The sequence below is a fragment of the Selenomonas sp. oral taxon 478 genome (assembly GCF_001189555.1).
GTDB classification, from domain to species: domain Bacteria; phylum Bacillota; class Negativicutes; order Selenomonadales; family Selenomonadaceae; genus Centipeda; species Centipeda felix.
In genome coordinates this window covers 901718-928170 of sequence record NZ_CP012071.1, presented here as the reverse complement: position 1 = coordinate 928170, position 26453 = coordinate 901718, and the positions used below count along the sequence as shown (strand labels likewise).

The following is a 26453-nucleotide window of genomic DNA, read 5'->3' as shown; positions in this document are numbered from 1 at the left end:
CTTTTCTCCCCGCTCTCAGCAAAGAGCCCCTGACTTTTGACAAAATATCGTGAGACGATGCGGTGCGCAGCCCCAAACATAGACTTTTCCCCGCGAAAATGCTATACTTAGTATGTATTTTTATGGAACGAACACGGAGAGGTGACATTTTGGATCTGGACTTTGGACAGGGGCGCATCGTCCCCGTCAACCTCGAACACGAGATGAAAAACTCCTACATCGACTATGCGATGAGCGTCATCGTCGCGCGCGCCCTTCCTGACGTACGCGACGGCCTAAAACCCGTACACCGCCGCATCCTCTATGCGATGCAGGGCTCGGGCATGACCAGCAGCAAGCCGTACAAAAAATCGGCGCGCATCGTCGGTGAAGTGCTCGGTAAATATCACCCGCACGGCGACAGCTCCGTCTACGACGCCATCGTCCGCATGGCGCAGGACTTCTCCATGCGCTACATGCTCGCGGACGGCCACGGCAACTTCGGCTCCGTCGACGGCGACTCTGCCGCCGCCATGCGCTACACCGAAGTGCGCATGTCGAAAATCGCCGAGCTCATGCTGCGCGACATCGACAAGGAAACCGTTGACTTTACGGACAACTACGACGGCTCGGAGAAAGAACCGACCGTCCTCCCCGCGAAATTCCCGCAGCTCCTCGTCAACGGCACCGCGGGCATCGCCGTCGGCATGGCGACCAACATCCCGCCGCACAACATGGTCGAGGTCATAGGCGGCACCCTCATGCTCATCGACAACCCCGACACCACCATCGACGAACTCATGGGCGTCATCAAGGGACCCGACTTCCCGACCGCGGGGCTCATCCTCGGTACCGAGGAAATCCGCAAGGCATACACCACCGGACGCGGCGTCATCAAAATGCGCGCACGCGCCCACATCGAAACGATGAGCAATGGCAAACCGCGCATCATCGTCACCGAACTCCCGTATCAGGTCAACAAGGCACGCCTCATCGAGAAGATCGCCGAGCTCGTCCGCGACAAGCAGATCGACGGCATCACCGACCTGCGTGACGAATCCGACCGCAGCGGCATGCGCATCGTCATCGAACTGCGCCGTGACAGCGCGCCGAACGTCATCCTCAACCAGCTCTACAAACACACCCAGCTGCAGGACAGCTTCGGCGTCATCATGCTCGCGCTCGTCGACGGACAGCCCGTCATCATGAACCTCAAGCACGTCCTTGAGCACTACATCGACCATCAGGAAATGGTCATCACGCGGCGCACACAGTACGAACTGACGAAGGCAGAGGCTCGCGCCCACATCCTCGAAGGACTGACAATAGCACTCGACCATCTGGACGCTGTCATTACAACGATACGCGAAAGCCGCACGGCAGACATCGCACGCACGGCACTCATGGACGGCTTCAAACTCACCGAGAAACAGGCACAGGCCATCCTCGACCTCCGCCTCCAGCGCCTCACCGGCCTCGAGCGCGAGAAAATCGAAGAGGAGTACCAAGAGGTACTGAAACTGATCGAGGAGCTCAAGGGCATCCTCGCCGACCGCACGAAAGTCCTCGCCATCATCAAAAACGAGCTCATCGAAGTGCGCGACAAATACGGCGACGAACGCCGTACGGAGATCACCTTCGACGCGAGCGAAATGGACGTCAAAGACCTCATCGCCGAAGAAGACGTCGTCGTCACCCTCACCCTGAACAACTACATCAAGCGCATCCCGCTCGACACCTATCGCCGCCAGCGGCGCGGCGGCGTCGGCGTGCGCGGCATGGGGACCAAGGAAACCGACATCGTCAGCGACCTCCTCATCACCACCACGCACCACGACATCCTCTTCTTTACGAACCGCGGGCGCGCCTTCGTCCTGAAATCCTACGAAATCCCCGAAAGCGGACGGCAGGCGAAGGGCACGGCGATCATCAACCTCCTCGCCGTCGAAACCGACGAGCGCATCACCGCCGTCATCCAGGTCAAGGAATTCCGCGCCGACCGCTACCTCTTCCTCGGCACCAAGCACGGCGTCGTCAAGAAAACACCGCTCTCCGAGTTCGGCAACATCCGCAAGAACGGCCTGCGGGCGGTCAACCTCGACGAAGACGACGAGCTCATCGGCGTCAAATTCACCGACGGAGAGAACCGCATCATGCTCGGCACGCGCGGCGGCAAGGCGATCACCTTCCCCGAGGACGGCGTACGCTCCATGGGGCGCGTTGCGCGCGGCGTGCGCGGCATCACCCTCGCCGACGGCGATGAAGTCGTCGCAATGGACGTCCTGCGCAGCGACTCCGAGGTGCTCACCGTCACCGAGGGCGGCTACGGCAAGCGCACTACCGCCTCCGAGTACCGCACCCAGACGCGCGGCGGCAAGGGACTCATCAACATGAAGGTCACCGAAAAAACCGGCCCCGTCGTCGGCATCCGCGTCGTGCGTGAGAACCAAGAACTCATGCTCATCACCACCGAGGGAATCGTCATCCGCACCAGCGTCGACGAGATCTCCCTCATCAGCCGCAACACCCAGGGCGTCAAACTCATGACCATCGCCGAAAGCGACCGCGTCGCCTCCATGGCAACCATGAACCGCATCGTCGACAGCGCAGGTGAGTGAGTAAAAACTACATATCAAAAAGCATCGCTTCTTTTCACAGAAAGCGATGCTTTTTTTGCAGAATCACCGATATGTCCCTAAATACTCCTCCCAAACCTCTGCCGGCACGAGCCGCCCGCCCGTCGCCCATGCGATATGCGCCGCACGATGGAGACGTTCCTCCGTCAGACCGTGCGCCGCACAGTAGTCACGCGCCGCAGGGCAGCGCAGAAGCCCCACAGGACCCGCGAATGCCGCACAGCTCGACGGCTCGATGCGGATGCCCTCGCTCGCATCGAGATCGCGCAGATAGTCATAGAGATGTGCCTCGGAGACGGTAAAGACCCCTGCCATGTGATTTGTCATGATGCGCGTCACGAGACTCGACGGACTGGCACAGGCAAGCCCGTCCGCATCCGTCTTTCCCGTGATGCCGAAATCATGAACATTGGCACGCTCAAATCGCTGCGTCGCGACCCCGAGGAGAACCGAGGGACACTGTGCCGGCTCCACGAAAAAACAGTGCACATCATCATGATAGAGACGCCGCAGGCCATAGGACACACCGCCCGGCGCTCCGCCGACCCCGGCAGGGATATAGACGATCAGCGGATGCTCGCGGTCCACCGTGATCTCCTGCGCCGTCAGCTGCGCCGCAAGACGCTCTGCCGCGACAGCATAGCCGAGGAAGAGATCGACGGACTTCTCATCATCGACAAAGTGACTCATGGGATCCGCATCCGAGGCACGCCGTCCCTCCGCCACCGCCCGCGAGTAGTCATCCGCATACTCAATCACCTCTGCCCCATGAGCGCGCAGGAGATCCTTCTTCCACTGCTTCGCGTCGGCCGACATGTGGACACGCACATGAAACCCGATCGCCGCACTCATGATGCCGATGGACATGCCGAGATTGCCCGTCGAGCCGACCTGCACGGTATAGCGCGCAAAGAAGTCACGCAGATCGGCGATCTTCGCATAGTCATCATCATGCGCCAGCAGACCCGCATCCATCGCCAGCCGCTCCGCATGCTTCAGCACCTCATAGATCCCGCCGCGCGCCTTCACCGAGCCCGCAATCGCGAGATGGCTGTCCATCTTCAGCAAAAGACGCCCCGGGATCTGTGCCCCGTATCCATCGGAAAGCCGTTTCTGCATCGCAGGGACGGCACGGAGCGGCGACTCGATGAGACCATCCGTCTCCTCCGTCTCCGGAAAGACACGGCGGACCAAGGGCGCAAACCGACGGAGCCGCGCCGCCGCATCCGCAATATCGTCATCCGAGACGACGAGCTGCGACAATCCGTCCACCACATCAAAGGGCAAGAGACGCGGATTGATCCATACCGTCTCCTCTGCGCTGCGGACAGCAGCAAGTCCATGATCCCCTGCGATAAAAGCATCTGTATTCATATCATTCTCCTATGATAAATGAAAGGCTTATCTTATGGTGATTATATCATGAACGAATGACCGCGAAAAGAAATAACAATCCCCTTTTACCCTGCCTAAACGATGGATTGGCAGCGGCGTCATGATCGGTGCGGGTTCCGCCGCGGCAAAGGATACGCAGGGGAGGAGGAGCTTTTCTATACCCAAATTGACCGTTTCTACTCCTTTGTCTCCCGCACGGCCGCCGTTGTTCGGATGCGCTTTTCCATGGCACTTGGCGGGAGGATCTTCATCACCTCGGTGTAGACGAGGTCAACGAGGAAGAACTGCGCCGTCTTGGAGGCGATGGAGCCCGTCTCGAGAGGGGTTTCCGCCGCGATGTAGGTAAGACTCACATCGGAGGCGCTGCGGAGCCGCGAGGGATGATGCTCCGTCAGGGAGATGATTCGCAGGCCGCGTGTGCGGGCGATATCGACCGTTGCAAGGATGTCCGCCGTCTCACCCGAGTGCGAAATGGCGACAATGACATCGTCCGGCTCCATGATGGCGGCGATCATCCGCATCGTGTGATTATCGCGCGGCGCGAGGCAGTTCATGCCAATGCGCAGAAACTTGAAACAGGAGTCCTGCGCAATGATCCCCGAATAGCCCAGTCCGATGAACGCGATCCGCTGTGCGCCGATGAGAAGACGGGCACAGCGGTCAATCGTTTCATCCGCGATGATGTCCTGCGTCTTTTCGAGGGCGATCACGTTCGCGGAGAGCAGCTTGCGCGCCGTCTCACGCGGTGTCTCCCCATTTTGGATATTCCCGCGGTCGAGATAGCGTCCCAGCTCTGCTCCCTCCGCGGCAAGTGCCGCCTTGAAATCGCTGAGTCCCGCAAAGCCCATCTTCCGCACGAAGCGTGTGCAGGTCGCCTCTGCCGTGCCGCTCGCATGGGCGATCTCACGGATGGTCATGCGCGGGATTTCCGTGAGATGAGCACGGATGCAGGCGATAATCTTGCGGTCGCCCTTCGAGACGCGAAACGGCAGATCATCAAGCCGGCTGAGTATCTTCATTGGATCACCTCATGCAATTCTTGTCTTTCATCATAGCAGATTTTTTTGAAAAAGAAAACGCCGTCCACGCAGAGCGGCGTTTTTCCTGTGGGCAGTCCCTTCGTCGGGCTGTCCGAAGGATGCGGCAGGGCAAAGAGCGGCGTTCGTCACTTCACAAACAGTCCGCGATAGAGGCGCGGGCTGCGTACGCCGGGCTTCACCTCACCGCTGATGGAAAAGAGTGCGCCGCGTGCGATGACGAGTGCCTCGCCGCATGGGGCAGGGAACGGCAGCTGTCCGACACTGCGCCATGCGTCGGCCTTTGCATTGTAGACGAGGATTTCCCGGTTCCAGTGGTAGTCCTCGGGCGACATGGTGAAGTAATGTGCGCGGAATGCGTCCTTTTCCTCCCCTTGCAGGGTGTTCAGATTCGATACTGCCCAGTCGTAGATCTCGCGGTTGAAGCCGCCGACAACGAGCATCTCGTCCGCATTGAGACGCACGGCACGCGCACCGAGAAGCGATACGGGCGTACCGTTCACGTTCGGCGCGGCGACACTCGTCCATGTCTGCGCCTTTGGATCGTAGGCATAGCCATCCGTGTACGCCACGTTTGCACCGCCGCTGAATACGCAGAACCGCCCGCCGAGGAACTCCGCAACGGACTGCTCGCGTGCCTCGCCGGGGAAATCAGGCAGTGAGGTAAGCGTTCCTGTCTTGATATCGTAGGTGTAGAACTTCTTGCTGAGCACGCCGTCCTGCTTGCCTCCGCCGAGGTACACAGTATCCTTGTCATAGGCGGCGACACCGTTCTGGAGGGCAAAGGGCAGGGCGGGCAGTGTCTCTGTATGGAGTTTCCCGTTCGGCGCGGTGAGGCGTGTCACTGCACGCGCCCCCGTCTCGTCGGTACTGCCGCCGAAGTAGAGCACGCCGTCCGGTGTCGTCACGGATACGCCGTATCCGACAGGGTACGGCATCTGCGCGTGATCTGTCTCGGTGAGCCCTGCTGGCGTGGCGCGCAGGACGTAGACGTCGGGATAGGTCACCTTTGCCCCGCCCGTGAGCGGTCCGCCCGCGGGAAAATTCGCGCCGCCACCAACGATGATGTAGTCGCCGAACGTCCCTTGTACGAGACCTGCGACGCCGATGTTCTCCGCGTATCCTGCGGCGGGTGAGAGTGTGCCGACCGACTGCCACGCGATCGCCGGTGTGCCGACCTCGGCGGGCGCGGCTGCAGCCGTGAGCGGGGCAAGGGCGATGAGTGCCGCGAGTGCGGTATGACGGAATGAGTGTGTCATATCATTTCCTCCTTTTGTATCGGGGCATAGGAAGCGCGGATACACGCAGTCCCCATCATCTTGGCGCATATTTTCACCCGCACTGTGCTCTCGATCCTCCCCATAGCTTCGACGATGCGCCCGACCGATCTCTCTGACAGGAAGATCAACGCCAATCTGACGGACTTCATTTTATCAGTGATTCCTAAAAATATTTTCTATTTTCATAAGGAAGTGATAGCATATTTGATGATAAAATTCAAATATTTTTCATATCGTTCATGCGTTCTTCGGAACTTTCGTACCGCGCCGTGATCGCGCCGTTCGTTTCGGTAACGATGATCCTCTTTTCCTCCGATTTCAGTGTGTCAGGGTAATCCGTGCGGTAGTGTGCCCCCCTGCTTTCCCGTCGGAGCAGAGCTGCTGTCAGAACTGCCGTCGCTGTCCGCAGCTGAGCGGACAGTCGGAGGACTGCGGCGACATCCGCTGCAGTGGTCGCGGGGGCATTACGCTCCATTTCCTCCAGTGCATCCGTGCAGAAGCGGATTGCCCGCGTCAGCCCATCCGCGCTGCGTGCGATCATGGCATTCTCTGTCATCACACTGCGGAGACGGCTGCGTATGCTGTGTGCATCGGGGATGCTGTGCGCGCGCAGGAGGATCGCATCGTCCGCAGCCATTGTGCCGCGCGCCTCCGTGGCGGCGGATTTGCCCGCGATCTCTCCGAACACCAGCCCGTTTGCACTGGACAGCCCGCCGATCCGATCCGCCCCGTGCATCCCGCCGGTCACTTCGCCGCAGGCATAAAGGCCGGGGACATCCGTTGCGGCATCGCTGTCGATCACGATGCCGCCGTTCGCTGCATGGGCGTACATCCCAATTCGCACGGGATCGTTCGGGGTCAGCCCCTTTTTTTCGCGCAGCCAGTCGAAATAGGTCGCGATAAACTCGGGTGGATTTCGCTTCATCTCGTCCGAATAGCTCACATATGCCCCGCCGCTTTTCTCCGCGCGTGCAATGGCGAAGTCGACCGCGCGATCCGCACCCGCAGCGGTAAACGGCCCGTGCGTGGATCGCTGCGCCAGCAGTGCGGCGCGGTTCGGCAGATGCGCCAAGATGTCGTTTCCGTCCGCGTCGCGGAAGGTGGCAAAACGAAAGGTCTTTTCATTGAATACGGTCTTTGGCGCAGGGGAGAGGAAGCCGGGCATCATCTGCATGAACTCCATATTGATGAGCCGCGCCCCCGCCCGCAGTGCCAAGGCGTGCCCCGTCCCCGTGACATCGGCGGTCGTGAGGCAGTTCTGAAACAGCCCGCTGTAGCCGCCCGTGGCGAGGACGACCGCCTTGCTGCGAATGGCGAGAAGGCGGTTCTTCGCCGCGAACACTGCGCCGCACACGCGTCCGCTGCGCTGAACGAGTTCCAATGCCTCATGATGGGGGCAGAGCCGCACCCCGTATTCCGACAGCTCCTTTTGGAAGACGGCACGCATACGGGCGGCTTCCAGACCATTCCAATTTCGCCGCTTGTGGTCAAAACAGGGGATAAACTCTTTTTCATCGGATTTTTCCGCCGTCCGCAGCCGGATGCCGCGTGCTTTCAGCGCGTTGATCGCGGGATTGATCTTGTGTACGAAGGTTTTGACGAGCGCGGGTGTCGTCATCCCCGCTCCGACCCGCGCAATGCTTGCGGCAAGGTCGTCCTCGTCCGCCGCGTCCACAGGACCGATCAGCCCCAGTCCCCATGTCCCCGGGAAAAAGCTGGAGCCGGAAAAGATCTCCGTACTGCTCGTGAGCACGACGGCGCAGCCCTCTTTTGCCGCCGCAATCGCCGCACAGATCCCGGCGATGCCCGCGCCGATCACCAGCACGTCACAGTGGTCTTGGGATGGAACAATCATGTGGTCTTTCTCCTCATTAGGACAGGTGCTCGGTCAGAGGGACGACACGCCCCTGCAGTTCGGCGGATGCTTTGCGTTTACACGAGGTCGACGCGCAGCACGCCGTCGATCTGGCGGAGGGTGTCGACGGCGTGCCGTCCACGTTCGGCCCCTTGACCTCTGTCCACGCGCGCGTCTTCGGATCGTAGGCATAGCCGTCCGTGTACGCTACGTTCGCACCGCCGCTGAATACATAGAGCCGCCCGCCGAGGAATTCCGCGACCGACTGCTCGCGTGCCTCGCCGGGGAAATCAGGCAGTGAGGTAAGCGTTCCTGTCTTGATATCGTAGGTGTAGAACTTCTTGCTGAGCACGCCGTCCTGCTTGCCTCCGCCGAGGTACACAGTATCCTTGTCATAGGCGGCGACGCCGTTCTGCAGGGCAAAGGGCAGGGCGGGCAGCGTCTCTGTGCGGAGCTTGCCGTTCGGCGCGGTGAGCCGTGTCACGGCACGCGCCCCCGACTCGTCTGTACTCCCGCCAAGAAGCACTGATTCGATCTATACGCCCTGTTCCTGAAGGAAGTGGTAGAGCGCCCCGAGCATGCCCGCATCATTTCCCGTTGCGGCAAAGGAGAGCTCTGTCGCCGCATAGACGGGCGGAGAAAGCCGTGTACGGAGGGCATCCTCCACGCGCGGGCGCATCACGGCCTCCTGCGCCATGATGCCGCCGCCGAGCACGATGCGCTCCGGATTCACAACGCAGACAACGTTCGTGATGGCATCCGCAAGGGATTCGATGAGCAGTGCCACCTCCTTCTGCGCCGCAGGATCCCCTTTGGCAAGAAAGTCAAACACGTCATGTCCGTCAAGGCTGCCGTCAGAAAGCCCCTTTGCGCGGCAGACGGCTGAGACGAGCCCCGCTGCCGAGCAGCGCTCATGGAGTCTTCCGCCCGGAACGCGCATATAGGCGATCTCCCCTGCACTCCCTGCGGCACCGTGCACAACGCGCCCGTCCATGACGAGACAGCCGCCGATGCTCGTGCCGACGGTCATGGCAAAGAATGAGGACGCGCCGCGTCCTGCCCCCTTCCACAGCTCGCCGAGCGCGGCGCAGTTGACGTCGTTCTCGACGGCGGCAGGGAGGTCAAAGTTCTCGCGCATGACGACTTTCCAGTTGACCCCCTGATACTGTGGGATCGACGCCTCAAGGGCATAGAGAATCGACCCTGCGGCAGGATCGACCATGCCCGCCGTGGAGATCGCGACGCCTCGCAGTGCGTGCTTCTCCTGTGCCGTCCGAACGAGTGCGTTGACCTTGCGTACGATGCCGGGGCCGCCGTGTTCCTGTGCCTCGGTTGGCATGGAACCATGCGCAGCAAATGTCCCCGCCGCATCGGTCACGCCGTATTTGATCGCCGTACCGCCGATATCAATACAGAGATACACGGTCTCTCCCTCCCATGATTATACACGAACCTTAAAGATGCCCTTTTTCAGCGGCGCCGGTGCATCCACTTTCACCCCCGAGCGATGCACATCCTCGGGGAAGCAGATAAGGAAATCCCCGGGACGCATGACGGTGGTCTGCGTGACGGCGCCGTCTGCCGGCACATAGTCCTTGTCCGCCTCGTAGGGATGTGTCTCCATCCGCTCGATCAGGCTGACATCGATCTTCTCCGTGCCCGCGGCGAGAACGTGGATGTCGATGTAGGCACGATGCGCCTCCCAGATCTTTTCGCTGCGCTCCCCCGTCGTATAGTGCGCAATGTTGACATAGACATCGTCGCCTGCGATCTCGTTGCGCCCCGTCGGGAGCGCACCGAGGTCATGCGTCCGTGCAAAGTCAAGTGCCTGCCGAATGCGCGGCGGGAGGAAGGAATAGGTATCTTCATGATGGATGCTGCCGTAGATCATAAAACTCTCCTTTGACAAATGCCCGACGCAGGTGCGCCGGGCGTAATGAACAGCAACGAATTATTTATGTACGTGACACACTGCCGCATCCTCCTGCCCATCGCAGCGGGACGCGCCGCGCGTATCATAGACCGTCGTACCCGCAGGTGCCGTATAGCCGGGTGCTGTGAGGCGGCTGACGATCGTACCGACCCCAAGCGTGAGAGCGATGGTGATGAGGGTATACGACCAGAACGAAACGGAGGGGACGAAGTACTTCAGGTAGATGACCACTGCCGTCGATACGAGGAAGCCTGCGACAGCACCTGCCGCATTGGCATGGCGGCTGAATGCACCGAGAACGAAGACGCCTGCGAGTGCACCGAGTGCAAGCCCGATGAAGCTGTTGAACCACTGATACGCCGAGCGGATGTCGCTGCCTGCCATGATGATGGCAACGACGATGGAGAGGATACCGATGCCGAGCGAGATGAACTGCGCGATGCGCGTCTGCTTTTTCATCGGCATCTCAGGATGAAGCACGGACTGGATATCGAGCACCCAGCTTGTCGCCACGGAGTTGATGCCCGTGGAGAGCGTGGACTGCGCGGCGGCAAAGAGCGCGGCCAGCAGGATGCCCGTCAGACCCGTGGGCAGCTCGTATGTGATGTACGCCGCCAGCACGAGATCGCGCCGGTCGGTCATGAGAAGGCCGGGGTTCTGCTGATAGAACACGAAGAGTGCGGTACCGACGAGGAAGAACACCGTCGCGGCAAAGATGGAAATGACTCCATTGCCGAGCGTCATCTTGCGCAGCTGGTTCATGTCGGTCGTCGTGGTGAACCGCTGGACGATGTCCTGACTGGATACATAGGATGCGAACGTGACGAGACCGCCGCCGATAAAGGTAATAAAGACGCTGCTTGATACGATATCGGGGCTGAACCAGACCTCGTTTTCGAGCAGGAACTTATGCCCTGTGGTGAGTGTATCCCAGACCGTTCCCCAGCCGCCGTGGATGCTGCCGATCATGACGACGAGCGAGAGAGCGATGCCGACAATCAAAACCGTGCCTTGGATAAAATCGGTGTAGAGCACCGCCTTGAGTCCGCCGGAGTAGGAATAAATGATGGCGATGACCCCCATGACGACGATCAGCAGGTTGACATCGATCCCCGTAACTTCCGCGAGTGCAACGGACGGCAGATACATGATGATGGACATGCGTCCGAGCTGAAAGACGATGAACATGAGTGCGCCGAGGATACGGAGTTTGCCGCTCTCAAAACGCTTCTGGAGGTAGTGATACGCCGTATCGATCTCCAGGCGGCTGTAGATCGGCAGGAAGTAGCGGATGGTGAGCGGGATGGCGAACAGCATACCGAGCTGCGCCCACCAGAAGATCCACGAGCCGTGATACGAGTTACCCGGGATGGCAAGGAAGGAAATCGGGCTGAGCAGCGTCGCGAAGATGGAGACGCAGGTAACGTACCAGGGGATGGTGCCGTCGCCCTTGAAGAACTCCTTGCCCTTCATTTCCTTTTTTGAATAGTAGAGACCTGCCAGGAGGACGCCGAGCAGGTAGATGATGAGGACTGCCGTATCAATCCAGGTAAATCCCTCATGCATGAAAATCTCCTCCTATTGTGATGTGAATGGGGGAAGCAGCGCACCCCTCCCCCGACGTGCGGGGAAGGCTTTGGATGCGGCTGCACACGATACCAATCTTCTCAGAAGTACTTCTTGTAGATCTCCTTGGCGCGGGCACGCATCTCCGGCGTGTATGCCTTCATCGGCTCGCGGCAGTAGCCCGCCTCAATGCCCTGCTCTTCGAGGAGGAGTTTGATCGTGCCGTAGAGGCCGTTGTCGAGGATATCGGTGATGAGGTCGTTCGTGACGTGCTGCACCTCGAGCGCCTCGCTGATCTTGTTCGCATGGGCGAGGTCATAGATCTGACGGGCGCGCGCCGCGTTGACGTTGTAGGTCGAGCCGATTGCGCCGTCGATGCCGAGCACCGTCGCGGGGAGAAGCATCTCATCGAACCCGGCGAAGATGAGCTTGTCCGGGAATGCCTTGCGCATGCGCTCCAGGAGGTAGAAGTCGCCCTGAGTGAACTTGACGCCGACGATCTTCTTGTTCGCGAACAGTTTCTCAAACTGCGGAATGCTGATGTTGACTCCTGTGAGGAACGGGATGAAGTAGATGATCATGCGGTTGTCCACATCCGAGATGATGCTCTCGTAGTAGTGACGTACCTCATCAAAGCTGAACTTGTAGTAGAACGGCGTGACTGCGCTGAGCGCATCATAGCCGAGATCCGTCGCGAACTTCGCAAGCTCGATGGACTCCTTGAGGTTGATCGAACCAACCTGCGCGATGAGGGTGACATCGTCCTTTGCCTCGTCCTTCGCGATCTCAAAGATGCGCTTTTTCTCCTCCGTCGAGAGCATGAAGTTCTCGCCCGTGCTGCCGCCGACATAGAGCCCGTCCATCTTGTTGTGGTCGATGTTGTGGCGGATGATCTGGCGCAGTCCCTTCTCGTTGATCGTTCCGTCCTCGTGGAACGAGCAGAGCAGTGCGGAATAAAGTCCCTTAAGATCTCTCATAATAATTTCTCCTTTTGGATGAAATAGAAAGAATAGCCTCACCGCGCAGCATCACTTGCGGGATACTGCGCATCTCTATTTATGCAATCGCTTCGGTAAAGCGCCGTGCAATCAGCTGGGGACGCGTAATGGCAGAGCCGACAATCGCACCGAAGACACCGGTCTGCATCGCCTGTACCAGTTCCTCCGGCGTGTTGATGCGCCCCTCCGCAAAGACAGGCACGGGCGCATCCTTCGCAAGGCGGCGCATCAGCGCGAAGTCCGGCCCCGCGATCTGCGGGCTGTACGGCGTATAGCCCGACATCGTGGTCGAGACGGCATCCGCGCCGAGCTCCGCTGCCTTCATGCCCTCCTCATAGGTCGAAATATCGGCGAGCACGAGACGATGCGCCGCATGGATGCGTGCAATGAGATCACGCACATCCGTCCCCTGCGGGCGCTCACGGTTCGTCATATCGAGGGCGATCATCTCGCAGCCCGTCCCGATCAATGCCTCCGCCTCGCGCATGGTCGCCGTGATATAGATCTCCGAGTCCGCATAGGTCTGCTTGATGAGACCAATCACGGGCAGCTGGGTGACAGCACGGATCTCATCGATGTCCGCCACACTCTGTGCGCGAATGCCGACGGCGCCGCCCTCCTTTGCCGCGCGTGCCATGCGCCCCATGATGAATGGACTGCAGAGCGGTTCGTCCGCGAGTGCCTGACAGGAAATAATGAGCTTTCCCTTGACCTTGTCAAAGAAATTCATTGAAACAGCCTCCAATTTATTTGAATTTATCTCTATTTTTAGTAATTTTTATATATTTATCCTTCAAAAACAATCCCGCCCGCCAATCACTGTGCGATGTATCCGGAACTGCTCATCGAAGATCGCAATATCGGCGTATTTTCCGACCGTGAGCGAGCCGAGACGGTCATAGACACCGAGCTCCTCGGCCGGGGTGCGCGTCGCCGTCTCCACGACAGCGGGGATGGATGCGCCCGTGTTCTCACGAAAAATCGAAAGTCCGTGATTCAGGCAGAGCACACTGCCCGCGATGGTGCCGTCCGCGAGTGTCGCAAGCGTCCCCTTGACGAATACCTTCTGCCCGCCGAGTTCCGAGACGCCGTCGCCGAGCCCGCAGGCACGCAGGGAGTCCGTGATGGGGATGATGTGCGCACCGCGCTTCGCCGCGTAGATGATGCGCTGCATGGCGGGGTGGACGTGGACGTTATCGACGATCAGCTCGCAGTTCGCATCGCTGTCGAGTGCCGCGCCGAGAACGCCGGGACGTCGGTGATTCAGCCCCGTCATGGCGTTGCAGAGATGCGTTATGTGCGCCGCACCATCCGTGATTGCTGCGCGTGCGGTGTTATAGTCCGCCGCCGTATGGCCAAGCGAGACGATGATGCCGTGCGTTCGGCACTGCGCAATAAAGTTCTCCTCCGTCAGCATCTCGGGCGCGATCGTGATGATCTTGATGACATCCGCATAGGGCGCGATCTTCGCGAATGCGGGCGGCAGAATGTACTGCTCGTCCTGTGCTCCCTTCTTCGCCGGACTGATGAAGGGGCCCTCCATGTGTGCACCGAGGACGCGCGCCCCCGTGCCATCGGCGTTCATCGCGCGGCGGATACGCACAAGTGCTCGCTCTACGGCATCAAAGGCACAAGTCATCGTGGTCGGCAGGAAGGCGGTGACACCCGTCCGCGCCTGAAATGCGGCGATGCGGCGGAGGGCATCTGCGTCCTCATCCATTGTATCCGCGCCGTCACATCCGTGAATGTGGACGTTCAGAAATCCGGGAGCAACATACGCACCTGCCGCATCAATCACCGTTTCGGCATCTGCCGCGCGAAACTCTGCCGCCGGCAGGATGTTCGTGATGCGTTCATCATAGCAGAGGACAAGACCCTCCTGCGCGGTAAAATGTCCGTCCGCGCTCGGCAGGATGAGAACGCCGTTTTGGATGGCTCTCATTTCGTATCACTCGATTCCCGCAGCAGTGCGCCCGCCTCACGGTCAACGATGAGTGTGACCTGCGGATGCAGCTGGAGGATGGAGGCGGGGACGCGCGGCGTAATCGTGCCGCATACCGCATCGCGCACCGCCTCTGCCTTCTCTGCGCCGCTCGCCATGAGGACGATATGGCGTGCATGAAAGATCGTGCCGATGCCCATGCTCATCGCCTCACGCGGCACCTCATCAGGAGAGGAGAAGAAGCGTGAATTTGCCTCGATGGTGCTCTCCTTGAGCACCACCTTGTGCGTCGTCCGTGCGAACGCCTCGCCCGGCTCATTGAAGCCGATGTGCGCGTTGCGCCCGATCCCGAGGAGCTGCATATCGATGCCGCCCGCCGCCGCAATCGCCGCCTCGTAGCGCGCCGCCTCGGCGTCTGCATCCTTTGCCATGCCGTTTGGGAAGAAGATGTGATCCTTCCGTATATTCACATGGTCAAAGAGATTCTCGTGCATAAAGCGGTGATAGCTCTGCGGATCGTCCTCAGGCAGACCGACATACTCGTCCAGATTGAATGACGTTGCCTCGGAGAAATCCAGCCCCACGGCCTCATGCAGCCAAACCAGATTCTGATAGAGCTCGACCGGCGTGCTGCCTGTGGCAAGCCCCAGAACCGAGTCCGGTTTGACCCAGAGCTGCCCCGCAAGGATCTTTGCCGCCTCCTTGCTCATATTCTGATAGGTGTCGGTATAAATAATACGCAACGCAATTCTCCTTTCGGTAAAACTCGTCTGAAATCTACTACAATATAACATAATCTTAGATAAAATTCAATTATTTTTCATAAAATAATTGAATTTTATTTTTTCTCGGTGATAAAAGAAAATATATTTCGTTTTAAAAGAAAAAAGAATTGCGATCGACCATGCTGAGTTGATCCGTACTTCCCTAAGATGGTCGTGCCGAATTTATCCGTGCTTCCTTAACAAAAACGGCAATAAAAGAAGGACGATCGTGCGAGGGCTGCATCCTCATACCATCGTCCTTCTTTTATCTCATTTCCGCCGTTTGACGATCCCTCGGCGAAAAGTTACCACCTCATACCTGTACGCGCCGACTGCCGTCCGCACTTCCTATGAACTGCGCCGGGTTCAGTCCCTGCAGGAGGTCAATGACCTTTTCGCTCTCCGCATCGAGCCGTGCGATCTCCGTGCGGTAGTCCACGATCTCCGCGATCACCCCGCGGAGCATCTGCTTGCCCTCCTCCTCCTGTTTCTGATACTCCTCCGTAATGCTCGTATGGATGCTGTCCATGCGTTTCTTCGCCTTGATGTACGCGTTAAAGATCGCCGCGCCGGCGGCGATGCCGAGCGCCGTCCAGTATACCTCCCCGCCGTAGAGACCGAGCAGCACGGGGAGGAGCCATATCCATCGAAAGAGTTTTTCCTGTGAGGACAGCTCATAGGGGCGCATGCGGATCATGCGCTTAAGATCGTTCCACGTGACAAATAACCGCAGCAGTTTTTCCTCATTGGATCCGTCTTCCGTCTCGTTATCAAATGCAAGAATCCTAAATTTGATGGTCTGCGGGATGGCGGCGCGATTCTCCGCGACAATATCGCGAAAGGCGGAAAGAATCGAATCACGCCCAAGGGCAAGCGCCATTTTCTGCAGCGCGGGGCTCGCCTGCATCTCCTGCGGGTGCATCGCCGCATCCGACAGGAGCTGCATGAAGTCGCGCCGCTCGTCAAAGGCCTTTACCTTCTCCGCTAAAATTCTGCGCGCACGATCCTCCCTGCCGCCCTCATGGATGACCAGCTTCTCAAGGATCGACTCCATGTGCAGCGGCTTTTCCGCCGCATCAAAGTCGGCGGCCAGACGCTCCAGGATGCTGTCCAGTTGCTGTTTCAGCGTGCGGGGCGGCGCCGTCTGCGTGACGATCTGCTGAAAATGTGTGCTGAGTTTCTCATAGAGACGCGCACACGAGAGCGTACGCTCCAGCGCCTCCGACACCGATCTGTCAGTGTGCACCCTCAGATAGGGAAAACTGCCCTCTGCGGGCGGAGCGGAGCACATCGCCTTCATCGCCTCATACCAGCGTTTTTCCTGTGCATCGGCAAAACTATATACCCTGCTGAACCGATCGATCCAGCCGTCGATCCGGCGGCGAATGAGCCCGTCTGCATCGCGTCCGAGGAGCCCCGACACGTAGGCATCGATGACGATGCCCGCCTTGCGGTCAAGCGCCCCCCCATCCAGTCCGGCAAAGTAGCGCTGCAGCCAGTGCAGACTCGCCTCTTTCCGGCCGAAACGGCGGCAGACCAGTGCAAAAAAGAGTGACGTTCGCTCATCATCGCGGTGCAGTGCCTCCGCGCACGCGCGGTTTGCGACCTCCTCCTCGTCGTTGATCCACGCCGCGAGCGCAACGAGCGCGGGTGCCAGCCAGTAGCCGGGCGCACGGAGCATGAGCTCCTCTGCCGCCGCACGCAGCGTATCCTGCCGCACGACCGCGAGATCATTCGCCTCCAGAATGCCGCGCGCCATGCGGCGGATCTCCGCATAGTGGCCGAATCGATGCTCGATCTCCTGCCGCAGCTTCACCAGACGGATCTCCGCGAGCTGGATGCGGTTCGTCCGCTCCTGCTTTGCCGCATAGGCATGAAAGTCCTGCGTCAGCGTCTCCACGTCCCCACGCAGATCATCGACACTGCGCCCGACGGCATGGATCTCCGAATGTGCCGCACCGACAAAATCACCGAGCGCGTCCAGACGATCCTCCAGATATGACAGATCCGGCTCGATGTAAATGGTATCGCTCATCTTCTCTCCCCATATTTTGTGTTGTTATTTATAATTTATTTTATTTAATTATATATAATTTCATATTATAAGTTATTGTATTATGGAATATGCATATCCCGTTGATGATATAGAAAATAGTATAGCATAGGCACACGCATGGGACAAGAAAATCGATATCATGCAAAATACAAGTCACACAAAAAAGTGGCTGCTGCACGACGCTAAAATTCTCGTGCAACAGCCCTGCTCCTCTATCAAACAAGCTCTCTCAGCACCGCTCCAATATCGCTGCCAAGCACAACACTCCGATCACGGATCTCCTTCGGCACATACGCATCACGGCTCACGGTCACGAGTGTCACATCCGCGCGCTCTGCCGTCATGCGCCAGAACGGATACTTGATGATGCCGGGCGTATTCATCCCCACGCCGAGCTCTAGGAGGAGTGTCCGTCGCCCCTCCGTCCGCGCGAGATAGTCCGTATAGCGTGCGGCGGCGGCGTGCCATCCCGCATCCTCGACAAAGGAGGAGTCTGCGCGCAGATTCGTCGTCATCTCCGCACCATCATCGGGACAGCGGGGAATGAGCTCCGTCGGGATCTCCATCCGCAGCGCATTCCGCGCGGGGACGATGAGCGCCCCGTCGGCAGCGAACGTGAATCCCTGTGCCGTGAGCATCGCACATACGGCATCCTCGTTGTCATAGGTGCGATGCGCCGTAACACCCGCCGGCTGACTGCTCTGAAAGAGACCATAATCCCCCTGCGTGTAAAAGAGACGCTCTTTATCGAACCCCGTCCGCTGAAAGGCATGATCGACATTCGTCGTCAGGACGAAATAATCCTTTTCACGAACCAGATGGAGGAGATTCGGATAGACATCGCTCTCCGGCATCGGCGCATAGCGGTTGACGTAGATGCTCCTGCTCCACCACGCCCAGAAAATCTCGCGTGATGGAAAGGGATAAAAGCCCCCGCTGTAGATGTCCGTCATACCGAATCGCTCGTGAAAATCTGCGAAATACGTCATAAACCGCGTACCCGCATAGTCATAGCCCGCTGAGGTGCTGAGTCCTGCACCCGCGCCGATGAGCACGCAGTCCGCCGCACGGAGCGCGTCGGTGATGCGCGTGATGGATTCCATCATGATAAAAGCCTTTCATAGATGTCACGATCCTCGTCCTTGAACACGTTGAAAATGACACGTTCTATGGACGTATCACGCGTGAGGAAATCCCGCACCTCACGCACGGCGATCTCCGCCGCCGCCGCATTTGGGAAGTGAAACTCCCCCGTCGAGATGCAGCAGAACGCAATGCTCCTGAGACCATGCTCCGCGGCAAGGGAGAGACAGGAACGATAGCAGGAGGCGAGCTGCGCCCGATGACGATCCGTCAGAGCACCGCTGACGATTGGTCCGACCGTATGGATGACGTGCCGCGCAGGGAGATTGTACCCCTCCGTGATCTGCGCCGTTCCCGTCTCCTCGGGATGCCCCTGCTCCTCCATCAGCGCAGCGCATGCCGCGCGCAGCTGCAGCCCCGCCGCCGAGTGAATCGCATTGTCGATGCAGCGGTGACAGGGGATAAAACAGCCGAGCAGGGCAGAGTTGGCCGCGTTGACGATCGCATCTGCCGCAAGGCGCGTGATATCTCCCTGCCAGAGGGCAATACGCGCATCAGAGGCGACGGATGGGAGCGCCATGACATCCACCACGCCGCGTGCCTCGCGCTCCGCTGAGAGCAGCTGATCCTGCAGCGCCAGAAAGTCTTCCGAAAGCGGGCGCGGCGGACGCACATTCATCAGCGCGCGCAGAAGCTGCCGCTGCTGCTCTCCCGACACACCGACCTCCGCCGCCTGCGCGCGATACTCCGGCATCTCAGTGAGGAGCATGTCATTCATTTTTTGAATGATGGATAAAGACACAGCGATCACTTCCTTTTACAGAAAACTTTTGCAAAAAATAGAGCACTCTCCCCCGTTGTTCACGAGAGAGAGCGTTACAGACAGCATCCTTTTCAGTGTCAGTCAATCGGCCTTACTTCTGAACGAGCGAGACACGCGTACCGATGTGTTCACCGCTCTCGATCAGATCCACCATACCGACGGCATAGTCCGCATAGCTGATGATGCTCTCGCCTGCTGTACTGAGCGTCAGCTCCTCACCGCCAAGAATATACGCACCGGTCTTCTCTCCATCCGGACGGAAATCTGCCGCCGGGCTGACAAAAACCCACTTTGCATCCTTCCGCGTACGGAGGGCAGCCAGTTCCTCGGTCTGTGCCTTGGCGAGTGCGTAGAACACCGCTGGGAACTCCGGCGTATCCAGGAGCTGCACCTTGTGCGATGCATCGACATAGAGACTTCCTGCGCCGCCGACGATATAGAGACACGTATTCGTCCCCGCAACGAGATCGGCGAGATGCTGGCTCGTCTTTGTGTGCAGCGGCAGCGTCTCCGGCGTAAATGCACCGAATCCGTCCACCACAGCATCAAAGCCCGCAAGATCTCCCTTTGTCAGATCCAGAATGTCCTTCTGCACAAAATGCTTCGCCGCACTCTGATTCTCATGACGTGCAAACGCCGTAACCTCATGTCCGCGTGCCACAAGCTCCTCAATAATCGCACGGCTTGCCTTTCCATTGGATGCCACAACTGCAATTTTCATCATAAATTCCTCCATTTGATTTTTATTTTGTAATTTATTTAATTACACTAGAAATATAACATAGATAAAATAGAATTTCAATAGGTACAATATATTTTTTTAAGGAATCACTGATAAAATGAAGTCTGCCAGATTGGCGCAGATTTTTTCGTCCGAACGAGGTGGAAAACCGGACGCAGAGTGGTGCTCTGTGGAGGATTTTCCGCCGAAGTGCGGGCAAAAAAGATGCGTCAATATGGTTGTACCGAATTTATCAGTACTTCCTTAAGATCACAGAAACACGTACATGGCAAAATAAATCCCCCTGATGCATGCTGTGCATCAGGGGGATTTCTGATCGGAGTCAAACACTCCGCATGGCGGAGATGCGCCGCGCGCCATCCACATCCTCAAAGGCGATGATGATATCCTGCGTAAAATGTGCCGTGATGCGTGACCCATGCCACTCGTACGGCGTCTGATTCCAGCGCAGGAATCCCTCGACCAGGAGGCGGTGATCCACATCGAACTGCTGGATGCACTGTGACACCGTCGAAATAAAGCGCGGAAAATCAACGGGATCAAAGACCGCATCCGGCACATCCGACAGGCCGACGAAGAATGCGCCGCCGTTATGCGGGCAGCGATAGTAGGCGTATCCGTCCGCCAGTCCGCAGGTGACGATGGAGAGGTTGTGCCCGTTATAGGTATCGTTCAGGTCGAATTCGTCCGTCGTTAGTGCCTCGATTTGCTGCGCTGCACCGAACTCCCTCGTCTCACGCGCGAGGCGGATGATCTTTTCGGGGAAATCATTGATGTTCTCCCAGCCCCAGAGCCATGTGCCGCTCGATGCGGACTCGCTGCCGATGAACTGGAGCGGGTATTCGCGCGTGCCGAAGCTGATCACGCCGCGCTCCAGATCGACGTCCCAGTCCTCGTTTTTCACCACGTACTCGGCACAGGCTTGCTGAACGCTGATCATCTTGCCGAGGCAGGCAGAGAAAAGCGCCGTCCAGTCCCCGTGCGGCACAGCGAGTTGATCGAGAAATTGCTTCATCGTTGTTCCTCCATATAGATCATAAAATACGTCAGGGGTTTTCTCTTTTATCGTTTCACCGATAGTTTAGTATAGCACAGGAACATACGCAACAAAATCCCCTTGACACACATGGCGTCAAGGGGATTTTTCTATCTCAATTTATAAATCAAATATCCAGATTTCGCACGAGTTTCGCGTTCTCCTCGATGAACTGGCGGCGCGGCTCGACCTTGTCGCCCATGAGGATGGTGAAGAGCTCGTCTGCCGCCTCGGCGTCCTCTGCACCGACCTGCAGCATGGTGCGCCCCTCGGGGTTCATGGTCGTCTCCCAGAGCTGCTCGGGGTTCATCTCGCCGAGTCCCTTGTAGCGCTGGATGGTCACGCCGTCGCGCCCGATCTCGTCGAGTTTTTTCGCCTGCTCCTCGTCGGAGTAGGTGTAGAAATGCTTCTTGTCCTTGCGGATCTGATAGAGCGGCGGCTGTGCGATGTAGACGTGCCCGTGGTCGACGAGCGGCTTCATGTAGCGGTAGAAGAACGTGAGGAGGAGCGTGCGGATGTGCGCGCCGTCCACATCTGCATCGGTCATGATGATGATCTTGCTGTAGCGGCGTTTCGAGAGGTCAAACTCCTCGCCGATGCCTGTGCCGAACGCCGTGATCATCGTGCGGATCTCGGCATTGGCAAAGATCTTGTCGAGGCGTGCCTTCTCCACATTGAGGATCTTGCCGCGCAGCGGGAGGATCGCTTGGAACCTTCGGTCGCGTCCCTGCTTCGCAGAGCCCCCCGCAGAGTCGCCCTCAACGATGTAGATCTCGCACTGGTCGGGATCCTTGACGGAGCAGTCCGCGAGCTTGCCGGGCAGGCTGGAGACCTCCAGTGCGTTCTTCCGGCGCGTCAGCTCACGTGCCTTGCGTGCCGCCTCGCGGGCGCGCGACGCCATGAGTGCCTTGTCGAGCACCTTTTTCGTGACGGCGGGGTTCTCCTCGAAGTACTCCGTGAGCCCCTCGGTGACGATGGAGTCCACGATGCCGCGCACCTCGGAGTTGCCGAGCTTCGTCTTGGTCTGCCCCTCGAACTGCGGCTCGCGCACCTTGAGGCTGATAACGGCGGTCAGTCCCTCGCGCACGTCCTCGCCCGAGAGGTTGCCGTCCTTGTCCTTCAGCACGTTCAGCCGGCGCGCAAAGTCATTCGCCGCGCGCGTGAGCGCGATCTTGAAGCCCGCGAGATGCGTGCCGCCCTCCTCGGTGTTGATGTTGTTGACAAAGCTGTAGATATTCTCCTGATAGCTGTCGTTGTACTGCATGGCGATCTCGACGACGGTGTCGTCCTTCACGCCGTTGAAGTAGATCGGCTCCTCGTTGATCGTTTCCTTTTTGCGGTTGAGGTGGGAGACAAAGGAGCGGATGCCGCCGTCAAAGTGGAAGGTCTCGCTGCGCACTTCGGCGCCGCGCTCGTCGGTGAGCGTGATCGTGATGCCGTGGTTGAGGAAGGCGAGCTCGCGCAGACGATGCTTCAGCGTGTCAAAGCTGTAGGTCGTGACGGTGAAGATCTCGGGGTCGGGGACGAAGTGGACGCGCGTGCCCGTTGTATCAGATGTGCCGATCTCGTGCAGCTTCGTCGTGGTGACGCCGCGCGAAAAGGAGATCGCAAAGATTTTCCCGTCGCGGCGCACCTCGACGTCCATCTCCGTGGAGAGGGCGTTGACGACGGAGACGCCGACACCGTGCAGACCGCCGGAGACCTTGTAGCCGTCGCCGCCGAATTTGCCGCCCGCATGGAGAACGGTCAGAACGACCTCGACGGCGGGCATGCCGCTCTCGTGCATATCGACGGGGATGCCGCGTCCGTTGTCCGTGACGGTGATGCTGTTGTCCTTGTGTATCGTGACGCCGACCGTGTCGCAGTAACCCGCGAGCGCCTCATCGATGGAGTTGTCCACGACCTCATAAACGAGGTGATGCAGGCCGCGCTCTGATGTCGAGCCGATGTACATGCCGGGACGCTTGCGTACCGCCTCCAGTCCTTCGAGGACTTGGATCTGTCCCGCGCCGTAGTCGGCGTCGACGGCGGTCACCTCATCTCCCATCTCCTCCTCCGAGATCGCGATACCCGTAAGATCGGGCGCATCTGCCATCTCAGCGGCTTCCTTTGCCTCCTCGGGGGTCAGCGGACGGATCTCCGCCTGCTCGTCCGTCGTTTCATTTGGGTTATTTTTCTTTGCCATTATGTCCTCCTTGGGGGTCGATCATCGGTGCTATACGAAATACATCACAGTGATTTTCTTTTAGTATATTAACACAATATGCCTTAAGCAAAGGAATATCTCGATGAACCATCATCCATACTTTATCCATATCAATCGAGATATGGTAGGAATGTGCAAAAAAATTTCGCATCCCTTTGATGAGTCTCCACGCGACTTCTTGATGTTCTGTAATAAATGCGTCGGAGAAACTCCGCGACGCTTCCCCTATCGTCTGTAATGCCATAGAGCAAGCATGCTGAAAGAGACGATCCTTTATAAAATCATCCCGTGTTTTGCCAAAACGTTCCTGTGCCTCGTCGATATCCTCACAATATTGAACGATAATTTGCAGAATCTGTGCGTCCTTCGGACTGAGCGTCATAGAGCAGCACCTTGTCTCTTTCCACATATTTTGCAAAAATCGGATACTCATTCGGAATGCGCGTAATCATATCTACATCCTTTGCAACAGCATCCTCTAGATCCATGCGAAATGCAATCAAATCCAACAAACTCACATGATTACTCGACTCGGCGTAGACGTCCACATCGCTGTCCTCACGCGCCTCGCCGCGTGCATACGAGCCGAAGAGCCATACCTTTTCAATTTTGTATTTCTCGCAGATGGGGCGGATTTTATCACGGATTTCATCAATACTGAGAATCATGGGTGTCACCCCCTACGATTTCTTCGCCCTGCGCTGCTTCATCTCTTCCCAGAACTCACGTGTGGTGATGAGCTCGTTGCGCAGTTCCCAGAAGGTGCTCTGTATCTTCTTCGGTGTGACCTGCTCGGGCGGCAGGCCGCGATGCAGCATGGTGAGGAGGCGTGCATTCTCGCTGTCCTGTGCCGTGTACTCCGTGCGTCCCGCAATGCTGCGGATGAGATCGGCACGCTCACTGCCGACCATGAGTGCATCCGCCGATGGGATCCGCCGCGTGATGTCCGCGAGCTTTGCCCACGGCTCACGCCGCAGGATGGCACGTACCTCGCGCCGCAGGCCGCGCTCCTCGCTGCGGCGGCAGTCCATGCAGGCACCGCTGACGAACCGTCCGCAGACGGGACAGGGGGTGAGCCCTCGTGCCTCCTTGAGGTTCCGCGCCTTGCGCATCGTCAGATACGCGCGCTCAATGTGCGTGCGCAGGTCGCTGTCCGATGCAGCAGAGGCGAGTGCCGCCCCGTGCGCAATCTCTGCATCCGTCAGCCCCGTCTGTGCGAGCGCACGCCGATAGGCAGCAGGCGTCTCCGCCGCGGCATCGTCTGCTGTCTCCATGATGGGGCGCATCGTGCGTGCAAAGGCAATTTCCGTCACCATACGCCCGCCTGCGTAGTTGTTGACGCGCTGGACGATCTCGGGCGCACTCATGCGCATCTCGTTCTTCCAGACGGCATCGGGCGCATAGAGAAAGAGCTTCTTGTCCTTTACCGCAACGGCACGCACGCGGCGTGCGACCATCTCCCCCATGATGTCCGCCCAGTGAGAGAGAGTCGTATGCGTGATGTAGTCGCGCTCAAAGGAGGGACCGAGGCGATGAATCGCGGCGCGCACATCGTCGCCCGCACCCGCCGTGCCAAGTGTTGTACGCACGTCTCTTCCTCCTCTGTGTCAATCCCGCATCAATACATCGGATTGGGTATCCCATACGTTCATGGCGCCCCCTTCACCGCTTGCGCGGTCCCCCTCCCCCGTATCGTACGGGGGAGGCTAAGGCAACATGGATACATTCCGCTGCATGACATTGACGCATCTTCTCCACACATCAACGGAAAATCTATGCGAATCCTTAATTCTCCCGCACTGTCCCCGCCTCCACGTATCGATACGTCCCCATGCGCTCTGCGGGGAAATACGCCGCGTCGGTCGCCGTGATAAAGGTCTGGATGTGCTCGTGGCGGATAAAGTCGAGGAGGGCGCGGCGGCGGTCGGCATCGAGCTCGCTCATCACATCATCGAGGAGGAGGATCGGCGCCTCACCGATATTCTCCTGCAGGTAAAAGAGCTCCGCGAGCTTCAGCGCGAGCGCACCCGTACGCTGCTGCCCCTGCGAGCCATAGCTCCTGAGGCTCATGCCGCCGACGCGCAGGACGAGATCGTCGAGATGCGGCCCGACGCCCGTCGCCGCCCGCGCAATATCGCGCGCACGTCCCTCGCATAGCATCTTATTATACCATACATGGAGTGCCTCTGTCATGTCGTCTTCGGCAAAGTCCTCCGCCCCCGCGCCTGCGATCTCATAGGCGAGCGCGAGCTCTTCCCCGGCCGCGAGCACCGCCTGCACGCGCGCGGAGAGCGCACCGAGCTGCGCGACTGCCGCGATGCGGCGTGTCACGATGTAGGCGGCACTCCTTGCGAGCTGCGCATCCCACGGAGGGAGATCGTCCGGTGCGGCGAGACGCTCGCGGATGTCCTTCAGCACGGCGTTGCGCTGCTTCAGGATGCGCGTATAGCGCAGGAGCTCGCCGTAGTAGGCAGGACTCGCCTGCGAGAGCTCCGCATCGAGATAGCGGCGGCGGAGCGCCGGCGCACCCTTGACGAGAAAGAGATCCTCAGGAGAAAAGAGCACCATCGGCAGGAGACCGACGAGATCGCGCTGGCGCAGGCTCTCCCCTGCGTAGGTGATGCGTCGCCGCGCTCCGCGGGCAAAGGTAAAGGAGAGCTCGCCCGGCACATCGTGCCGCCGAAATGAAAGCCCGATGTGCGCGCCGTCTGCCCCCACGCGAATGAGCTCCGCATCGCTCGATGTGCGATGGGAGCGTCCAAAGGCGGCGTAGTAGAGCGCCTCGATGATATTCGTCTTGCCCTGTGCATTCGCGCCGAGAAAGATCTGGACCCCCGGGTCAAACGCGAGGTGCAGCGTCTCATAGCTGCGATAGCTGCGCAGCGTCAGCTCTGTGATCTGCATTGTTACATGCGCACGACGCGGTATGTATCACGGCCATTGATTGTAATGACATCACCGGGGACGAGCTTGCGCCTCCGTGCCGTCTCCGGCACATCGTTGCGCAGGATCATGCCCTCCGCGAGGAGCGCCTTGACCTCTCCGCCGCTCGCCACGGCCCCCGCCAGTTTCAGAAACTGATCCAGCTGGATCGTATCGGTATGAATCGCGATATCCATCAC

General features: G+C 58.9%; 24 protein-coding genes. 1 reads left to right on the top strand and 23 read right to left on the bottom strand.

Features of this window, described 5'->3' with window-relative positions; all coding sequences use genetic code 11:
* The first annotated feature begins 149 nt into the window (after positions 1-149).
* On the top strand, positions 150-2597 hold the full coding sequence (gyrA, locus tag ADJ74_RS04345; RefSeq protein WP_050342203.1) for a DNA gyrase subunit A: 2448 nt from the start codon (positions 150-152) through the stop codon (positions 2595-2597).
* 63 nt (positions 2598-2660) lie between these two features.
* Here the strand turns inward: gyrA and ADJ74_RS04340 are convergent, their stop codons facing one another.
* The 23 genes from ADJ74_RS04340 to ADJ74_RS04235 form a co-directional block, all read right to left on the bottom strand.
* Entirely contained in the window at positions 2661-3989 is a 1329-nt protein-coding gene (locus ADJ74_RS04340; protein ID WP_050342201.1) for a D-serine ammonia-lyase, read from the bottom strand.
* 197 nt (positions 3990-4186) lie between these two features.
* A complete protein-coding gene (locus ADJ74_RS04335; protein WP_050342199.1) occupies positions 4187-5029 on the bottom strand; it encodes a MurR/RpiR family transcriptional regulator in 843 nt (280 codons plus the stop codon).
* Between the two features lie 146 nt (positions 5030-5175).
* Positions 5176-6306, bottom strand: coding sequence for a cyclically-permuted mutarotase family protein (locus ADJ74_RS04330; protein ID WP_050342197.1), 1131 nt, complete (start codon positions 6304-6306; stop codon positions 5176-5178).
* A 238-nt stretch (positions 6307-6544) separates the two neighbouring features.
* Positions 6545-8182: an FAD-binding protein gene (locus ADJ74_RS04325; protein WP_050342195.1), complete on the bottom strand. Its 1638-nt coding sequence runs from the start codon at positions 8180-8182 to the stop codon at positions 6545-6547.
* A 16-nt stretch (positions 8183-8198) separates the two neighbouring features.
* Complete coding sequence (locus ADJ74_RS04320) at positions 8199-8666, bottom strand: hypothetical protein (protein ID WP_253271725.1); 468 nt, start codon at positions 8664-8666, stop codon at positions 8199-8201.
* Between the two features lie 51 nt (positions 8667-8717).
* Positions 8718-9605 carry an ROK family protein gene (locus ADJ74_RS04315; protein ID WP_050342193.1) on the bottom strand — a complete coding sequence of 296 codons (888 nt, stop codon included), beginning with the start codon at positions 9603-9605 and terminating at the stop codon, positions 8718-8720.
* 18 nt (positions 9606-9623) lie between these two features.
* Positions 9624-10073 (bottom strand): YhcH/YjgK/YiaL family protein, encoded by a 450-nt coding sequence (locus tag ADJ74_RS04310; RefSeq protein WP_050342191.1) that lies wholly within the window; start codon positions 10071-10073, stop codon positions 9624-9626.
* Positions 10074-10133: 60 nt separating this feature from the next.
* Positions 10134-11681 (bottom strand): sodium:solute symporter, encoded by a 1548-nt coding sequence (locus ADJ74_RS04305; protein ID WP_006690782.1) that lies wholly within the window; start codon positions 11679-11681, stop codon positions 10134-10136.
* A gap of 101 nt (positions 11682-11782) precedes the next feature.
* Positions 11783-12658 carry an N-acetylneuraminate lyase gene (locus tag ADJ74_RS04300; protein WP_050342190.1) on the bottom strand — a complete coding sequence of 292 codons (876 nt, stop codon included), beginning with the start codon at positions 12656-12658 and terminating at the stop codon, positions 11783-11785.
* Between the two features lie 79 nt (positions 12659-12737).
* Positions 12738-13409, bottom strand: a complete 672-nt coding sequence (locus ADJ74_RS04295) for an N-acetylmannosamine-6-phosphate 2-epimerase (RefSeq protein WP_050342188.1) — start codon at positions 13407-13409, stop codon at positions 12738-12740.
* A 63-nt stretch (positions 13410-13472) separates the two neighbouring features.
* Positions 13473-14621 (bottom strand): N-acetylglucosamine-6-phosphate deacetylase, encoded by a 1149-nt coding sequence (gene nagA, locus ADJ74_RS04290; RefSeq protein WP_050342186.1) that lies wholly within the window; start codon positions 14619-14621, stop codon positions 13473-13475.
* Complete coding sequence (gene nagB / locus ADJ74_RS04285; RefSeq protein ID WP_198145295.1) at positions 14618-15364, bottom strand: glucosamine-6-phosphate deaminase; 747 nt, start codon at positions 15362-15364, stop codon at positions 14618-14620. The genes nagA and nagB overlap by 4 nt, the downstream gene beginning before the upstream one ends.
* Before the next feature lie 334 nt (positions 15365-15698).
* Positions 15699-17420, bottom strand: coding sequence for a hypothetical protein (locus ADJ74_RS04280; protein WP_050342182.1), 1722 nt, complete (start codon positions 17418-17420; stop codon positions 15699-15701).
* Positions 17421-17656: 236 nt separating this feature from the next.
* Positions 17657-18547, bottom strand: coding sequence for a Sir2 silent information regulator family NAD-dependent deacetylase (locus tag ADJ74_RS04275; RefSeq protein ID WP_050342180.1), 891 nt, complete (start codon positions 18545-18547; stop codon positions 17657-17659).
* On the bottom strand, positions 18544-19326 hold the full coding sequence (locus ADJ74_RS04270; protein ID WP_050342178.1) for a protein-ADP-ribose hydrolase: 783 nt from the start codon (positions 19324-19326) through the stop codon (positions 18544-18546). Before ADJ74_RS04270 ends, ADJ74_RS04275 begins: the two co-directional genes overlap by 4 nt.
* 112 nt (positions 19327-19438) lie before the next feature.
* Positions 19439-20068, bottom strand: a complete 630-nt coding sequence (locus ADJ74_RS04265) for an NAD(P)-dependent oxidoreductase (RefSeq protein WP_050344204.1) — start codon at positions 20066-20068, stop codon at positions 19439-19441.
* A gap of 343 nt (positions 20069-20411) precedes the next feature.
* A complete protein-coding gene (locus ADJ74_RS04260; RefSeq protein ID WP_050342176.1) occupies positions 20412-21104 on the bottom strand; it encodes a DUF6882 domain-containing protein in 693 nt (230 codons plus the stop codon).
* A gap of 148 nt (positions 21105-21252) precedes the next feature.
* Positions 21253-23310: a DNA topoisomerase (ATP-hydrolyzing) subunit B gene (gyrB, locus tag ADJ74_RS04255; RefSeq protein WP_050342174.1), complete on the bottom strand. Its 2058-nt coding sequence runs from the start codon at positions 23308-23310 to the stop codon at positions 21253-21255.
* Positions 23294-23713, bottom strand: a complete 420-nt coding sequence (locus ADJ74_RS10885) for a DUF86 domain-containing protein (RefSeq protein WP_071844292.1) — start codon at positions 23711-23713, stop codon at positions 23294-23296. The genes gyrB and ADJ74_RS10885 overlap by 17 nt, the downstream gene beginning before the upstream one ends.
* Entirely contained in the window at positions 23658-23999 is a 342-nt protein-coding gene (locus ADJ74_RS04250) for a nucleotidyltransferase family protein (protein ID WP_050342172.1), read from the bottom strand. The genes ADJ74_RS10885 and ADJ74_RS04250 overlap by 56 nt, the downstream gene beginning before the upstream one ends.
* A gap of 12 nt (positions 24000-24011) precedes the next feature.
* The gene (locus ADJ74_RS04245) at positions 24012-24920 is read right to left on the bottom strand and encodes a DUF721 domain-containing protein (protein WP_050342170.1); all 909 of its coding nucleotides are present in this window, start codon (positions 24918-24920) and stop codon (positions 24012-24014) included.
* Positions 24921-25116: 196 nt separating this feature from the next.
* Positions 25117-26235, bottom strand: coding sequence for a DNA replication/repair protein RecF (gene recF / locus ADJ74_RS04240; protein WP_050342167.1), 1119 nt, complete (start codon positions 26233-26235; stop codon positions 25117-25119).
* Positions 26236-26237: 2 nt separating this feature from the next.
* The gene (locus tag ADJ74_RS04235; RefSeq protein WP_371257534.1) at positions 26238-26450 is read right to left on the bottom strand and encodes an RNA-binding S4 domain-containing protein; all 213 of its coding nucleotides are present in this window, start codon (positions 26448-26450) and stop codon (positions 26238-26240) included.
* Positions 26451-26453 lie beyond the last annotated feature (3 nt).

What these genes read in the sequence shown, in the direction of transcription:
- recF (WP_050342167.1), bottom strand. Translation starts at nt 26,235, where the DNA reads ATGCAGATCACAGAGCTGACGCTGCGCAGCTATCGCAGCTATGAGACG.
- ADJ74_RS04340 (WP_050342201.1), bottom strand. Translation starts at nt 3,989, where the DNA reads ATGAATACAGATGCTTTTATCGCAGGGGATCATGGACTTGCTGCTGTC.
- ADJ74_RS04235 (WP_371257534.1), bottom strand. Translation starts at nt 26,450, where the DNA reads ATGGATATCGCGATTCATACCGATACGATCCAGCTGGATCAGTTTCTG.
- ADJ74_RS04325 (WP_050342195.1), bottom strand. Translation starts at nt 8,182, where the DNA reads ATGATTGTTCCATCCCAAGACCACTGTGACGTGCTGGTGATCGGCGCG.
- ADJ74_RS04275 (WP_050342180.1), bottom strand. Translation starts at nt 18,547, where the DNA reads ATGATGGAATCCATCACGCGCATCACCGACGCGCTCCGTGCGGCGGAC.
- ADJ74_RS04295 (WP_050342188.1), bottom strand. Translation starts at nt 13,409, where the DNA reads ATGAATTTCTTTGACAAGGTCAAGGGAAAGCTCATTATTTCCTGTCAG.
- ADJ74_RS04265 (WP_050344204.1), bottom strand. Translation starts at nt 20,068, where the DNA reads ATGAAAATTGCAGTTGTGGCATCCAATGGAAAGGCAAGCCGTGCGATT.
- ADJ74_RS04305 (WP_006690782.1), bottom strand. Translation starts at nt 11,681, where the DNA reads ATGCATGAGGGATTTACCTGGATTGATACGGCAGTCCTCATCATCTAC.
- ADJ74_RS04260 (WP_050342176.1), bottom strand. Translation starts at nt 21,104, where the DNA reads ATGAAGCAATTTCTCGATCAACTCGCTGTGCCGCACGGGGACTGGACG.
- ADJ74_RS04335 (WP_050342199.1), bottom strand. Translation starts at nt 5,029, where the DNA reads ATGAAGATACTCAGCCGGCTTGATGATCTGCCGTTTCGCGTCTCGAAG.
- ADJ74_RS04250 (WP_050342172.1), bottom strand. Translation starts at nt 23,999, where the DNA reads ATGATTCTCAGTATTGATGAAATCCGTGATAAAATCCGCCCCATCTGC.
- ADJ74_RS10885 (WP_071844292.1), bottom strand. Translation starts at nt 23,713, where the DNA reads ATGACGCTCAGTCCGAAGGACGCACAGATTCTGCAAATTATCGTTCAA.
- ADJ74_RS04330 (WP_050342197.1), bottom strand. Translation starts at nt 6,306, where the DNA reads ATGACACACTCATTCCGTCATACCGCACTCGCGGCACTCATCGCCCTT.
- ADJ74_RS04310 (WP_050342191.1), bottom strand. Translation starts at nt 10,073, where the DNA reads ATGATCTACGGCAGCATCCATCATGAAGATACCTATTCCTTCCTCCCG.
- ADJ74_RS04300 (WP_050342190.1), bottom strand. Translation starts at nt 12,658, where the DNA reads ATGAGAGATCTTAAGGGACTTTATTCCGCACTGCTCTGCTCGTTCCAC.
- ADJ74_RS04280 (WP_050342182.1), bottom strand. Translation starts at nt 17,420, where the DNA reads ATGAGCGATACCATTTACATCGAGCCGGATCTGTCATATCTGGAGGAT.
- gyrB (WP_050342174.1), bottom strand. Translation starts at nt 23,310, where the DNA reads ATGGCAAAGAAAAATAACCCAAATGAAACGACGGACGAGCAGGCGGAG.
- nagA (WP_050342186.1), bottom strand. Translation starts at nt 14,621, where the DNA reads ATGAGAGCCATCCAAAACGGCGTTCTCATCCTGCCGAGCGCGGACGGA.